Source organism: Peribacillus alkalitolerans (assembly GCF_010882125.1).
GTDB classification, from domain to species: Bacteria; Bacillota; Bacilli; order Bacillales; family DSM-1321; genus Bacillus_BN; species Bacillus_BN alkalitolerans.
The window spans coordinates 1-13,007 of sequence record NZ_JAAGVZ010000006.1 but is presented as its reverse complement, the minus strand read 5'-3'; the positions used below and the strand labels follow the sequence as shown (position 1 = coordinate 13,007).

Here is a 13,007-nt window from a genome sequence, read left to right as displayed (position 1 = left end):
TAGAGTAAAGGGAGAGACACAATGCAAACACAAATTCAGTCTACACCTTCTCCTGTAGCACCTGGAAGAAAAAACTGGAAAGTCTGGTGGCACCTGACTAGACCACATACTTTGACTGCTGGTTTTGTACCGGTGCTTATTGGTACTGCACTCGCAATGCATAAATACGAAATCAATATACCTTTATTTCTTGCCATGCTATTGGCCAGTTTACTCATTCAAGCGGCTACAAATATGTTCAATGAATATTACGATTATAAAAGAGGCCTTGATAATGAAGAATCTGTCGGTATTGGTGGAGCCATAGTAAGGGAAGGCATAAAACCAAAAACGGTCATGGCATTGGCATTCGTCTTATATGGACTAGCTGCACTTCTTGGCGTATATATCTGTATGGAAAGCAGCTGGTGGTTATGTGCTGTTGGCTTAGTATGTATGCTAGTTGGCTACCTTTATACTGGTGGACCTGTTCCGATTGCCTATACTCCATTTGGAGAAATCTTCGCAGGTTTATTCATGGGTGTGTTAATCATACTCATATCATTTTTCATCCAAGCAGGTAGTGTGACACCTATGTCAGTATTTGTATCCATCCCTTCAGGACTTTTAGTAGGAGCAATCTTACTAGCAAACAATATCCGTGATCTGGACGGAGATAAAGAAAATGGACGAAAAACATTGGCAATTTTATTTGGCAGAAAAAATGCCATCTATCTACTTGCTGCTATGTTTATTACATCATACGGTTGGATCCTCGGGATGGTTGTCACTAACCAAGTTTCAATCTGGCTGTTACTTGTACTTTTAAGTGCTCCTAAAGCCGTAAAAGCTACAAAGGGATTCGTTGGAAAAACTGTTCCAATTACAATGATGCCTGCCATGATTGCGACAGCACAAACGAATACTATTTTTGGATTCTTGTTATCGATTGGTCTTTTTATCAGCTATTTTGTTAAGTAAATAAATGAAGCTCCCTTTTTTGGGAGTTTTTTTTATATATAGATGTTTCCATAAAGTTTGTTGCTTTTAAGCAATTTTACTTTAACCTACTGAGTTGATTGTAGCGGAGGGTACTTGACTCCTGCGGGAAAAAGAGGGAAGTGGGAGACCCCACAGGCGCAAGTCGCCGAGGAGGTCCCCATCCCTCTCCGCGGAAAGCAAGTACCTGGAGCGAAAATCAACGGACAACCTTTATTAGTCAAAAAACACCAATATACGCGAATAGAGCCCTTATTTTCTGTAGATCACAAAATTCCCACATCTTGTTTCGAGTTAAAGAAAAAGGGTAAGTATCCACTATACATTTTTAACATGTTATGGGAGAAGATTGTCCATACTAATTTAAGACATGTATAGAAGGAGTGCAAAACATATGATTTCAAATCAACAGATTAAAACCTTAAAAGAAGAGTTGCTGCAACAAAAAGCATCCTTAGAACATACGATTGAAAATACGAAACATGAAACCATTGAAGAAGGCGAGAAAGACACTGTTGGAGAACTTTCTTCATATGATAATCATCCAGCCGACTTAGGGTCAGAATTATACGAGCGTGAAAAGGACCTGGCATTAGGAGTACATGCCGAGTCAGAGTTATCTAAGATAGAACAAGCTCTTGCAGCAATGGAAAACGGAAGCTACGGTAAATGTAAAGAATGTGGGAAAGATATCCCTTATGAAAGACTCGAAATTGTACCGTATTCGTTGTACTGTGTAAATCATACCCCTGATCAAACGACTGCATCTGATCGACCGGGTGAAGAAGAAATACTGGAAGCTCCTCATAGGGATTCTTTTGATCGAAGAAAAAACCCATATATTATTGATCATGAAGACAGTTTCCAAGAAGTGGCCAGGTATGGTACTTCGGAAACCCCTTCCGATTATACAGGCGATCGCGAGGATTATAGCAGCCTATATCGTGATGCAGATGATATTGAAGGATTTACAGAGGAAATTGAAACCTTTGTGGGTAATGACTTGGCTGGTAACAACCGAAGACTTTATCCTAATAAAACACATGAGAAATACGAAGAAATATTAGAACGTGAAGATTTGGAATCACCGATTGGCGATATTCCATATAAGCGTACGGATGGGTATACTGAAAAAGATTAACGAAAAGCTCCATAGTCAGCCCCGAGAATAAGACGAGTTATTGAACGAGAGCGTTATTCATTCTATAGGGAACTTGACTTGTAATCTAGAGGCTCATACTGTGTCGCAGAATTAGGCGCTCGACTAAATTCTCATATCTTTTAAAAAAACCGTCAGCCTACATTAACAGGCTGACGGTTTTTTCGAAGTTACTTTACATAAATGGATGCAGGTTCAATGTCCCAAATCTCTTTTGCATATTCTCCGATTGTACGATCACTTGAAAAATGACCAGACATCGCTATATTCACAAGGCTTTTTTGGGACCATTCTCGATCCTTTACAAAATCCGCTCCGATTTTCATATGAGCGTTGGCATACGAAGCAAAATCCTTTAACACAAAGTATTGATCATTTTCCGCTAATAACGAATCATATATCGTTTCGAAATGACTGTACGAATCGGATAAAAGACCATTAATTAATCCATCTACGACTTGTTGAATACGTTTGTCGTAGTGATAGTATTCCCGTGCATGGTACCCACCATTTTGGTAGTAATCCAGAACCTCATCAGAATGTAATCCAAAAAGATAGATGTTTTCCTGTCCCACTCTATCCGCAATCTCAACATTTGCCCCATCCAGTGTTCCAATCGTAACAGCACCATTCATCATGAATTTCATATTCCCAGTACCTGAAGCTTCCTTACTGGCTGTTGATATTTGTTCACTTACATCAGCACCCGGGAAGATTTCTTCCGCAAGGGAAACTCTATAATTCTCTAAGAATATTACTTTAATGAATTCAGATGTATCCTTATCATTGTTGACCTTTTCAGCTACAGTGTTGATCAGCTTAATAATTTTCTTGGCATAATAATACCCAGGAGAAGCCTTGGCCCCAAAAATGAAGGTTTTGGGATAAGGTTTGAAGTTCTTATCTTCTTTAATACGATTATATAAATACAAAATATGAAGGACATTTAAGAGTTGTCGTTTATATGCATGCAATCTCTTTACTTGTACATCAAAAATGGAGTGTAAATCAACCTTTACACCAGTCTGTTGATAAATCCTGGTTGCCAGCTGTATTTTCTTAATTTGTTTTGTATTCTTCAGCTCTTGTAGGAAGTTTGAATCTTCCTTGTAGTCAAGGAGCTCCTCTAGTTTTTCTGGGTTTCTAATCCAGTCTTGACCAATTCCCTCACAAATGAGTTTAGTCAATTGAGGGTTCGCTTTTAACAACCATCTTCTATGAGTAATTCCATTTGTTTTATTGTTAAATTTGTCTGGCTCATTATTATAAAACAAATTCATTTCACGATGTTTGAGTATTTCAGTATGGAGATGAGCAACTCCATTTACACTATGACTGCCAACAATAGCTAAATGAGCCATGCGGACTTGATCATGGGCTATGATGGCCATTTCTTCAATCCGCTGCCATTCCCCAGGATACTTTTCCCATAGGCCTCTACAAAAGCGTTCATTAATTTCTTCAATAATCATGTAAATACGTGGCAGCAATGGTTTAAAAATACGAATTGGCCATTTTTCTAATGCCTCTGATAGCGTAGTATGGTTGGTGTATGAAATGGTTTTTGTTGTAATTTCCCACGCGTCTTCCCAATTCATTTTTTCTTCGTCCAGAAGGATTCTCATCAGTTCTGGGATGGCTAGAACAGGATGTGTATCATTGATGTGTATAGCTACCTTATCCTGCAGTCCATGAAAACTATGGTTTTTATTCTTGTATGAACGCAATATGGAACGAATGCTAGATGCCACTAAAAAGTATTGCTGCTTCAATCGAAGAATTTTACCCTCATCGTGTGTGTCATCGGGATAAAGAAATTCGGATACAGCTTCCGTCTCTTTCTTGTACTGCATGATGTCCTTTTGGTATGGGAAAGGAGAAGGCTCTGCACTCCATAGCCTTAAGGTATTCACCGTCTTATTTTGAAACCCAACAATAGGCAAATCGTAAGGAACTGCAAGGATTGTTTCAGCATCTACATGTTCAAAACAAAGTCTTCCATCCTCAAAATAGGATCGGATTTTGCCCCAAAAAGGTATTTCGACGGCTAAATCAGCTTTCCTCACTTCCCATACGTTGCCATGCCTAAGCCATTGTTCAGGAAGTTCGACTTGAAATCCATCAACAAATTTCTGTTCAAACAAACCATGCTTATAACGAATACCACAACCGTGACCAGGTAGTTCCATCGAAGCTAAAGAATCAAGGAAGCAAGCAGCTAATCTTCCCAAGCCTCCGTTTCCTAGTCCAGCATCAGACTCTGCTTCTTCAATTTCTTCAAGGTGAATGGATAAGTCTTTTAATCCTTCTTTTACAACGTCTGTAAATCCCAGATTCAAAAGGTTATTTCCAAGCAATCTTCCAAGCAAGAATTCAATCGAAAGGTAATAAACGGTTTTTGCTTTTACAGCACGGTAACTCTCATTTGTCGCGATCCAATTAGCGCTAATATGCTCCCTAACCATTTGACCCAGCACTTGGTATTGATCCTGCTTGCTTGTTTCTTCAAAAGGTTTTCCATATGTCATTTCAAGCTTTTTTAGGAATACCGATTTAAATTCATCCTTATTAGAGAACATGAGTACCACTCCTGCTTGCTAGCTCAGCATACAGCGAATTATATTTAAAAGCAGACTGCGCCCAACTATTGTCTCTATTCATCGCTTCTTTCACGATACCATCCCATGTTTCTTTGTCATGGTAAAAATGAAAAGCACGACGAATGGTATAGAGCATGTCGTGAGCATTGAATGAGGAGAACGTAAATCCATTACCTTCACCAGTATGCTCGTTATAAGAATGAACTGTATCGTTCAGGCCACCTGTTTCTCGTACGATTGGAATAGTTCCATATCGCATAGCAATTAACTGTCCAAGTCCACACGGCTCAAATTGTGAAGGCATTAAGAATAGATCACCACCAGCATAAATCCTGTGTGCCAATTCTTCATTGAAGCCAATAAAGCTCTTCATTTTTTGAGGGTATATTCCCTCCATTTCACGAAAGAATTGTTCAAACTCATAATCGCCGGTACCTAATACAATCATTTGGATATCTTCCTGCATTAGTTCGTGAAAAACAGCCTTTACTAAATCGAATCCTTTTTGTTTCGTTAAGCGCGAAACCACCACCACAAGAGGTGTGTCACTTCGTTCCTCTAAAGCAAAATACTTTTGGATATATTGTTTATTCTTTTCTTTCCTCTTGCGGGTTTTTACACTGTATGGCTTTACTAACAACGGATCTTTTTCTGGATTATAATAATCATCATCGATTCCATTTAATATTCCCATCAAAGATCGTTTTCTAAAATTCAGCAAACCTTCAAGACCTTCTCCAAAATATGAAGTTTGAATTTCATCCATATAAGTGGGACTTACAGTCGTGATTAAATCTGCCGAAACAAGAGCAGCTTTCATAAAATTCACGTTACCATGGAACTCCAGATGATCTGGAGTGAAGTATCGTTCACTAATCCCTAGCAAATCATCCAATATCGATTTTGGAAAAACCCCTTGAAACAAAAGATTATGAATGGTGAAAACCGTTTTAATATTGGCGTACCCTGGTCTGCGCTGATATTCAGTTTTATATAGAAATGGAATCATCCCAGTGTGCCAATCATGGCAATGTAGAATATTGGGGCTGAAATTGATGGCTCCTATACTTTCCAATACGGCACGGCAAAAATAAGAAAAACGTTCTCCATCATCGAAATGTCCGTACATGGCTTCTCGTTTAAAGTAATGTTCATTATCTATGAAATAGTAAAGGATACCTTCATGTTGAAGTTCCTCAATACCACAATACTGCTGTCTCCAACCTACAGGAACAGTGATTTCTGCTATTTTTTTCATGTCATCCTTTAGGTGTTGTGAGATGGAACCATACTTTGGAAGAATGACTCTTACATCCGTGCCTTGCTTTTTTAATTCTTTCGGTAAGGAGCCAGCGACATCTGCCAATCCCCCTGATTTTTCAAAGGGAACACATTCTGATACAACAAATAATACATTCACGTATTCATCAACGCTCCTTGTATAACACCCTTCTTAATGACTGTCGGCCGGCCTGGTCGAATCGGGATGATTTCTACTGAATCTTCAATTTTAACATCTTTATCCATGATTACAGAGTCCAAATAACAGTTTTCCCCAATATGGGTCTTTTGCATAACAATACAATTTTTAATTATAGAGCCTTTATTTATTTTAACTCCCCTTGAGATTATGCTATTTTCCACATGACCTTCAATGATACAGCCGTTTGCAACCATTGAGTTCTTAATGATCGCATCCTTTCCATAGTGAGTAGGAGGTTCATCTTTTACCTTTGTATAAACGGGGTGATTCTTTCTAAAGAGCTGTCTCCATACTTCTGGTTCGAGAAGGTCCAAGCTGGTTTGATAATACGACTCTACTGAGTCAATTTTGACGAAGAATTCATGGTACTGGTACGAACAAGATACATAATCATGGTTATCGTCCTCGATTACATCCTTTATACATGTATACCCAGTTTCATCTTTCGTTTCAATCAACTCGATCAATAGTTCTCTCTTTAATAAATAAATCTCCAATGAAGAGTCATCTTTAGTCAGTTCTGTGATATCACAGCCATTTTGGATATGACGCTCAAGCACTTCATTAAAATCCATATTAAATACAGAGTAGCAGTTCGCTACCACCACATGCTCTTGCATACTACGCTTGAAATAGTTCATATGATACCCAAAATGGTGAAACGCACCGATCTGTTCAACGGGAACATCAAATATTGGTGCAGGGAAAAAGAATAATCCATCCTTTTTTCGATTTAAATCCCAGTTTTTCCCAGACCCGAGGTGGTCCATTAATGAACGATAATTGTACTTAGAAAAAACACCCACGCTTGAAATCCCAGAATTCACCATGCTTGAAAGAACAAAATCAATAAGTCGGTATCTTCCCCCAAAGGGAAGTGCAGCTAATGTTCGATGTCCAATTAGGTCCTTTAATGATTTATGAAATGTCGTAGCATCAATAACACCCAATAATTTAGTACTCATGATTTTCATCCTTTCACAGTCCTGTGTTCGCTCTCCAACATGTAATATTACTATCAGAAGGGACAGTGCTTAAAAGAATACGAATTTATCATAGTTGAATGTTAAACAGTATTCTCTTTGATCTCTGCCACTGTCCCATTATTACTAACTATTCGTTGCTAAATCGTACATTTCTTCACAAACCAGTACAACTTCCTTCCCTTTTGGACGAATGACTGTTCCTCTAGGAATTCTGCAATTAGGAGGAACTATGGCATTTTCAATCCAAACATCCTCTTCAATTACTGCATCCGGCATGACAACGGTCTTGCTTACTGATGAATTCTTTCCGAGACTAACCCCTTGAAAAATCACAGATTGGGATACATTTCCTTCAATAAAGCATCCTTCATTGATGAGAGATCCAGAAACCCTTGCTCCAGGAGCGATAAATTGAGGAGGCTGATTAGGATTAACAGAGTAAATCTTCCATTGTTGGTCGAATAAATCTAGTTCACAATCATCATCCAATAAATCCATATTCGCTTCCCATAGGCTTTTAACTGTCCCTACATCTTTCCAATATCCATTAAACGGAAATGCAATGACTTTCTTTTTCTCTTTTAATAAAGCAGGGATGATGTCTTTTCCAAAATCTCTCGTCGAGGTAATATCCAAAGCATCCTTTTCTAGACTTTCCTTTAACGTTTTCCAGTTAAAAATATAAATTCCCATTGAAGCTAGATTATTTTTCGGTGCCTCTGGCTTCTCTTCAAACTCGATAATATCCATATCTTGATTCGTGTTCATAATACCAAAACGACTTGCTTCGTCCCACGGAACCTCTATAACGGAAATGGTGGCATCAGCACCTTTTCGTTCGTGGTAACTAAGCATTATCGAATAATCCATCTTGTAGATATGATCACCTGATAAAATTAACACGTATTCCGGATCGAATTGTTCAATATAATTCATGTTTTGATAGATGGCACTGGCTGTACCTGTATACCACTTCACCTCAGAGGTTTCTGCATACGGTGGCAAGACTGTGACTCCACCATTTTTTCGGTCAAGATCCCATGCGCTTCCTATTCCTATATATGAATTGAGGACAAGTGGTTGATATTGGGTCAAGACACCAACCGTATCAATATCTGAATTTGTACAATTGCTTAAAGTAAAATCAATGATTCGATACTTACCACCATAAGGGATGGCTGGTTTCGCAATTGTTTTAGTTAAAGAATTTAACCTACTTCCTTTGCCCCCTGCCAGAAGCATGGCCACGCACTTTTTTTTCACCATTTGCCCTTCTCTCCCTTCTCTTTTTAACCGGTTTTAATATACTTACCCCAAATGGAGGAACCTTCATGGAAATATGATGCGGTTGGCCGTGAAAGATTCCTAGATTTGCAGTAATAGGTTTGTTATTGACATGCCCTAATCCTCCAAAGCTTATATGATCGCTGTTCCAAACTTCTTTATATTTGCCTTCTAAAGGAACACCTACCTTATAATCTTCATAGGCTATATTTTTAAAATTGCAAACAAATATCAATTGATCTTCTTCCTTACTCCCCTTCCTTATAAAAGAAAAGATGGACTGTTGATAATTATTCACATCAATCCATTGAAAACTTTCTGGTAGAAAATCTAACTCATTTAACGGTTTCGACTTTTTATAAAATTCGATGAGTCCTTTAACATATGCATCCATTTTTTGGTGCATGTCATAGTCAAATAAATTCCAATCAAGCTCTTCAAGGTCTTTCCATTCAGAAAACTGTCCAAACTCCCCACCCATAAATAACAACTTCTTACCGGGGTGCCCCATCATATACCCATACAGCAAACGGAGTTGGGCAAACTTTTCTTCATAATTTCCAGGCATTTTGTTTAATAATGATTTCTTTCCATGCACTACTTCATCATGTGAGAAAGGTAAGACATATTTTTCGCTAAAAGCATACATCAAGGAAAATGTGACTTTATGATGCAACTCTCCTCGTTTATCAGGCACTGTTTCCATGTACTCAAGGATGTCGTTCATCCATCCCATATTCCACTTATAGCTGAAACCCAATCCACCCTTATCAACTGGAACCGTCACACCAGGCCAATCAGTGGAATCTTCTGCAAATAGAAGGATAGAAGGGTCCTGACTCATTAAAGTGTCATTCAGTTTTCTAAGAAATGCCGCAGCATGTGGATTTTCTCCTTTTTCATTCCCATTCCAGTACAACATATTTGCAACAGCATCAATTCGAAATCCATCAATATGATAATGGTTTATCCAAAAGGAGGCATTAGAAATTAAAAAGCTATGTACTTCACTTTTTGCTAAATCGAAATTGGCAGTACCCCAAACTGCATTTTCGCGATCATTGGGATAAAGGTAATCATACGTAGGGCTTCCATCAAACAAATACAATCCATGTTGATCCTTGCAAAAATGTCCAGGAACCCAATCTAGAATAACCCCAATTTGATTTTGGTGGCACTGATCAATAAAATACATGAGGTCATGAGGCGAGCCAAACCGGCTGGTCGGTGAAAAATATGAAACACCCTGATAGCCCCATGAACGGTCAAAAGGATGTTCTACTAAAGGTAATATTTCGATGTGTGTAAAACCGTGTTCTTGTACATATGGAATTAAAAGATCTGCCATTTCTCTATATGAATAGAAACTTTCATCTTCTTTTCGTTTCCACGTACCAAAATGCAGTTCATAAATGAATAGTGGCTCTTTTGCTGAATGTTTTCCTTTTCGTTTTTTTATCCATGTCTTATCTTGCCATGAATATCCATTAAGATCATAAACAATGGAAGCAGTCCCAGGTCTCAGTTCAGAATAAAATCCATAAGGATCTGATTTAAGTGACTTTTTGCCACTTGAAGTCTCAATTTCGTATTTATAAAGAGAGCCTTCAAGATTCAAAGGAACAGAAAGTCTCCAAATACCCTCATGATTCACTTTCTTTAACTCGTAGCCTTCACCCTTCCAACCATTAAAACTACCCACTACGCATACGCTCTTGGCTTGAGGAGCCCAAACTGTAAATGTTGTGTAGTGACTTCCATCCTTAACACTTAAATGGCAACCAAATACATCGTGTGCTTTGTGCAAATTTCCTTCATGGAATAGATGAATCTCGAAATCTGTAGGGGAAATATGAATCATAATTGCAACTCCTGAAATCTGTATTGGAAAACTTGAAAATAAGTATTAAAGATATTACATAATATATATCTATCCACTTACTTTTGAATTTAGGATACTAATTCATTTCTCCCTAAAAAGTTTATTTCCTCTAAATTTTTAAAATTTTCGATTTTTAATACTTTCGATGGATAAAACAAGCTGCGGAAAATTATTTTAGTATATATTGTAGGATTGTAATTTACGTTATTGTGATGTTTAATTTCAAGCGGATTTTGTAATTTAAGCGTTTAATTTATATTGGGATATTTTGTAAATTATTCTTTGAGTAGAGAGTAAATCGACTTAGTTATATAGAAACTGGAGGACACACATAAAATAGAAGATTATTAGTTTATGTCTTTTTAGAAAAGACCATAGAAAAAAACCACTATCCTGAGATAGTGGTTTTTATGACCCGTACGGGATTCGAACCCGTGTTACCGCCGTGAAAGGGCGGTGTCTTAACCGCTTGACCAACGGGCCAATATGGCGGAGAAGGAGGGATTTGAACCCTCGCGCCGGTTACCCGACCTACACCCTTAGCAGGGGCGCCTCTTCAGCCTCTTGAGTACTTCCCCATATACATAAAAAATGGCTCCGCAGGTAGGACTCGAACCTACGACCGCTCGGTTAACAGCCGAGTGCTCTACCACTGAGCTACTGCGGAATGGTGGGCCTAAATGGACTCGAACCATCGACCTCACGCTTATCAGGCGTGCGCTCTAACCAGCTGAGCTATAGGCCCATTCAAGGCATTAATATTGGAGCGGGTGATGAGAATCGAACTCACGACATCAGCTTGGAAGGCTGAGGTTTTACCATTAAACTACACCCGCGTTTCTATGGGGCGACTAAAGGGAATCGAACCCTCGAATGTCGGAACCACAATCCGATGCGTTAACCACTTCGCCATAGCCGCCGTAATATTAAAAATGGTGGCTCGGGACGGAATCGAACCGCCGACACAAGGATTTTCAGTCCTTTGCTCTACCGACTGAGCTACCGAGCCAAAACAAATGGCGGTCCCGACGGGAATCGAACCCGCGATCTCCTGCGTGACAGGCAGGCATGTTAACCGCTACACCACGGAACCATTTGGTTGCGGGGACAGGATTTGAACCTGCGACCTTCGGGTTATGAGCCCGACGAGCTACCAGACTGCTCCACCCCGCGATAATAGAAACGATACATTTTTTAAAAAATATGGCGGAGGAAGAGGGATTCGAACCCCCGCGGGCTTTAACACCCCTGTCGGTTTTCAAGACCGATCCCTTCAGCCGGACTTGGGTATTCCTCCGTATTGAACACAATAATAAATAATGGTGGACCTTGTAGGACTCGAACCTACGACCGGACGGTTATGAGCCGTCTGCTCTAACCAGCTGAGCTAAAGGTCCTTCATTTTTTTGGTAGCGGCGGAGGGGATCGAACCCCCGACCTCACGGGTATGAACCGTACGCTCTAGCCAGCTGAGCTACACCGCCAAAAAATAAAGTTGAATTAAATTGGTGGAGCCTAGCGGGATCGAACCGCTGACCTCCTGCGTGCAAGGCAGGCGCTCTCCCAGCTGAGCTAAGGCCCCTTAATGAATATAAATGGGATTTAAATGGTCGGGAAGACAGGATTCGAACCTGCGACCCCTTGGTCCCAAACCAAGTGCTCTACCAAGCTGAGCTACTCCCCGTATATAATATGGCGCGCCCGAAAGGAGTCGAACCCATAACCTTCTGATCCGTAGTCAGACGCTCTATCCAATTGAGCTACGGGCGCATCATATAAGTGGTGCCGAGGACCGGAATCGAACCGGTACGGTAGTCACCTACCGCAGGATTTTAAGTCCTGTGCGTCTGCCAGTTCCGCCACCCCGGCAAATTAGATTGGAGCGGAAGACGGGATTCGAACCCGCGACCCCAACCTTGGCAAGGTTGTATTCTACCACTGAACTACTTCCGCAAGTGGTGCGGATGAAGGGACTTGAACCCCCACGCCGTAAGGCGCCAGATCCTAAGTCTGGTGCGTCTGCCAATTCCGCCACATCCGCTAAACTAAATGGTGAGCCATGGAGGACTCGAACCTCCGACCCTCTGATTAAAAGTCAGATGCTCTACCAACTGAGCTAATGGCTCGTACAAAATTAAATGGTGCCGGCGATAGGAGTCGAACCCACGACCTACTGATTACAAGTCAGTTGCTCTACCAACTGAGCTACACCGGCAACATAATATGGTGGAGGATGACGGGATCGAACCGCCGACCCCCTGCTTGTAAGGCAGGTGCTCTCCCAGCTGAGCTAATCCTCCATATTTAAAGCCTGGCGACGTCCTACTCTCACAGGGGGAAACCCCCAACTACCATCGGCGCAAAAGAGCTTAACTTCCGTGTTCGGAATGGGAACGGGTGTGACCTCTTTGCCATCATCACCAGACAAATTATTAGAGACAAATATTATTATAATATGTTTTCTCTAAAATGCAAGAATAATTTTTTATTCTTTCAAAACTAGATAACAATAAGGGTTTTTGCAACACATGAGTATATAAATTGTGGTTAAGTCCTCGATCTATTAGTATCTGTCAGCTACACGTGTCGCCACGCTTCCACCTCAGACCTATCAACCTGATCATCTTTCAGGGAT

Annotated in this window: 7 protein-coding genes, 21 tRNA genes and 2 rRNA genes; 2 read left to right on the top strand and 28 right to left on the bottom strand. The window is 40.1% G+C overall.

Annotated elements, in window-relative coordinates; genetic code table 11:
- The first annotated feature begins 21 nt into the window (after window positions 1–21).
- Window positions 22–960: a 1,4-dihydroxy-2-naphthoate polyprenyltransferase gene (locus tag G3O09_RS08870; protein WP_163101131.1), complete on the top strand. Its 939-nt coding sequence runs from the start codon at window positions 22–24 to the stop codon at window positions 958–960.
- A 412-nt stretch (window positions 961–1,372) separates the two neighbouring features.
- Window positions 1,373–2,119, top strand: coding sequence for a TraR/DksA C4-type zinc finger protein (locus tag G3O09_RS08865; RefSeq protein WP_163101130.1), 747 nt, complete (start codon window positions 1,373–1,375; stop codon window positions 2,117–2,119).
- 188 nt (window positions 2,120–2,307) lie between these two features.
- Here the strand turns inward: G3O09_RS08865 and G3O09_RS08860 are convergent, their stop codons facing one another.
- From G3O09_RS08860 to G3O09_RS08725, 28 genes are all read right to left on the bottom strand, one after another.
- Window positions 2,308–4,716 carry a glycogen/starch/alpha-glucan phosphorylase gene (locus tag G3O09_RS08860; protein WP_163101129.1) on the bottom strand — a complete coding sequence of 803 codons (2,409 nt, stop codon included), beginning with the start codon at window positions 4,714–4,716 and terminating at the stop codon, window positions 2,308–2,310.
- Entirely contained in the window at window positions 4,706–6,157 is a 1,452-nt protein-coding gene (gene glgA, locus G3O09_RS08855) for a glycogen synthase GlgA (protein ID WP_163101128.1), read from the bottom strand. Before glgA ends, G3O09_RS08860 begins: the two co-directional genes overlap by 11 nt.
- On the bottom strand, window positions 6,154–7,185 hold the full coding sequence (locus G3O09_RS08850; RefSeq protein ID WP_163101127.1) for a GlgC family sugar phosphate nucleotidyltransferase: 1,032 nt from the start codon (window positions 7,183–7,185) through the stop codon (window positions 6,154–6,156). Before G3O09_RS08850 ends, glgA begins: the two co-directional genes overlap by 4 nt.
- Before the next feature lie 144 nt (window positions 7,186–7,329).
- The gene (locus G3O09_RS08845) at window positions 7,330–8,472 is read right to left on the bottom strand and encodes a glucose-1-phosphate adenylyltransferase (protein ID WP_163101126.1); all 1,143 of its coding nucleotides are present in this window, start codon (window positions 8,470–8,472) and stop codon (window positions 7,330–7,332) included.
- Window positions 8,420–10,351: a 1,4-alpha-glucan branching protein GlgB gene (glgB, locus tag G3O09_RS08840; protein ID WP_163101125.1), complete on the bottom strand. Its 1,932-nt coding sequence runs from the start codon at window positions 10,349–10,351 to the stop codon at window positions 8,420–8,422. The genes G3O09_RS08845 and glgB overlap by 53 nt, the downstream gene beginning before the upstream one ends.
- Before the next feature lie 432 nt (window positions 10,352–10,783).
- Window positions 10,784–10,855 (bottom strand) — tRNA-Glu (locus tag G3O09_RS08835).
- Between the two features lie 4 nt (window positions 10,856–10,859).
- A tRNA-Ser gene (locus tag G3O09_RS08830) sits at window positions 10,860–10,950 on the bottom strand.
- 14 nt (window positions 10,951–10,964) lie between these two features.
- Window positions 10,965–11,039, bottom strand: a tRNA-Asn gene (locus G3O09_RS08825).
- A gap of 1 nt (window position 11,040) precedes the next feature.
- Window positions 11,041–11,117: transfer RNA gene (locus tag G3O09_RS08820), tRNA-Ile, on the bottom strand.
- A 17-nt stretch (window positions 11,118–11,134) separates the two neighbouring features.
- Window positions 11,135–11,208: transfer RNA gene (locus G3O09_RS08815), tRNA-Gly, on the bottom strand.
- 7 nt (window positions 11,209–11,215) lie between these two features.
- Window positions 11,216–11,291, bottom strand: a tRNA-His gene (locus tag G3O09_RS08810).
- Window positions 11,292–11,305: 14 nt separating this feature from the next.
- Window positions 11,306–11,381 (bottom strand) — tRNA-Phe (locus G3O09_RS08805).
- 8 nt (window positions 11,382–11,389) lie between these two features.
- Window positions 11,390–11,465, bottom strand: a tRNA-Asp gene (locus G3O09_RS08800).
- Window positions 11,466–11,468: 3 nt separating this feature from the next.
- Window positions 11,469–11,545: transfer RNA gene (locus G3O09_RS08795), tRNA-Met, on the bottom strand.
- A gap of 31 nt (window positions 11,546–11,576) precedes the next feature.
- Window positions 11,577–11,669 (bottom strand) — tRNA-Ser (locus G3O09_RS08790).
- 23 nt (window positions 11,670–11,692) lie between these two features.
- Window positions 11,693–11,769, bottom strand: a tRNA-Ile gene (locus G3O09_RS08785).
- Window positions 11,770–11,779: 10 nt separating this feature from the next.
- Window positions 11,780–11,856 (bottom strand) — tRNA-Met (locus G3O09_RS08780).
- A gap of 22 nt (window positions 11,857–11,878) precedes the next feature.
- Window positions 11,879–11,954, bottom strand: a tRNA-Ala gene (locus G3O09_RS08775).
- 25 nt (window positions 11,955–11,979) lie between these two features.
- Window positions 11,980–12,056: transfer RNA gene (locus G3O09_RS08770), tRNA-Pro, on the bottom strand.
- A gap of 9 nt (window positions 12,057–12,065) precedes the next feature.
- Window positions 12,066–12,142: transfer RNA gene (locus G3O09_RS08765), tRNA-Arg, on the bottom strand.
- A gap of 10 nt (window positions 12,143–12,152) precedes the next feature.
- Window positions 12,153–12,241: transfer RNA gene (locus G3O09_RS08760), tRNA-Leu, on the bottom strand.
- 9 nt (window positions 12,242–12,250) lie between these two features.
- A tRNA-Gly gene (locus tag G3O09_RS08755) sits at window positions 12,251–12,325 on the bottom strand.
- Window positions 12,326–12,328: 3 nt separating this feature from the next.
- Window positions 12,329–12,413: transfer RNA gene (locus tag G3O09_RS08750), tRNA-Leu, on the bottom strand.
- A gap of 9 nt (window positions 12,414–12,422) precedes the next feature.
- Window positions 12,423–12,498, bottom strand: a tRNA-Lys gene (locus tag G3O09_RS08745).
- 13 nt (window positions 12,499–12,511) lie between these two features.
- Window positions 12,512–12,587, bottom strand: a tRNA-Thr gene (locus G3O09_RS08740).
- 9 nt (window positions 12,588–12,596) lie between these two features.
- A tRNA-Val gene (locus G3O09_RS08735) sits at window positions 12,597–12,672 on the bottom strand.
- A gap of 9 nt (window positions 12,673–12,681) precedes the next feature.
- Window positions 12,682–12,797, bottom strand: a 5S ribosomal RNA gene (gene rrf, locus G3O09_RS08730).
- Window positions 12,798–12,915: 118 nt separating this feature from the next.
- Window positions 12,916–13,007 (bottom strand): 23S ribosomal RNA (locus G3O09_RS08725); the annotation flags it as partial.

Bases quoted from the DNA above. Each gene is read 5' to 3' on its own strand.
- G3O09_RS08860 (WP_163101129.1), bottom strand. From the start codon at position 4,716: ATGTTCTCTAATAAGGATGAATTTAAATCGGTATTCCTAAAAAAGCTT.
- glgB (WP_163101125.1), bottom strand. From the start codon at position 10,351: ATGATTCATATTTCCCCTACAGATTTCGAGATTCATCTATTCCATGAA.
- G3O09_RS08865 (WP_163101130.1), top strand. From the start codon at position 1,373: ATGATTTCAAATCAACAGATTAAAACCTTAAAAGAAGAGTTGCTGCAA.
- G3O09_RS08870 (WP_163101131.1), top strand. From the start codon at position 22: ATGCAAACACAAATTCAGTCTACACCTTCTCCTGTAGCACCTGGAAGA.
- G3O09_RS08850 (WP_163101127.1), bottom strand. From the start codon at position 7,185: ATGAGTACTAAATTATTGGGTGTTATTGATGCTACGACATTTCATAAA.
- G3O09_RS08845 (WP_163101126.1), bottom strand. From the start codon at position 8,472: ATGGTGAAAAAAAAGTGCGTGGCCATGCTTCTGGCAGGGGGCAAAGGA.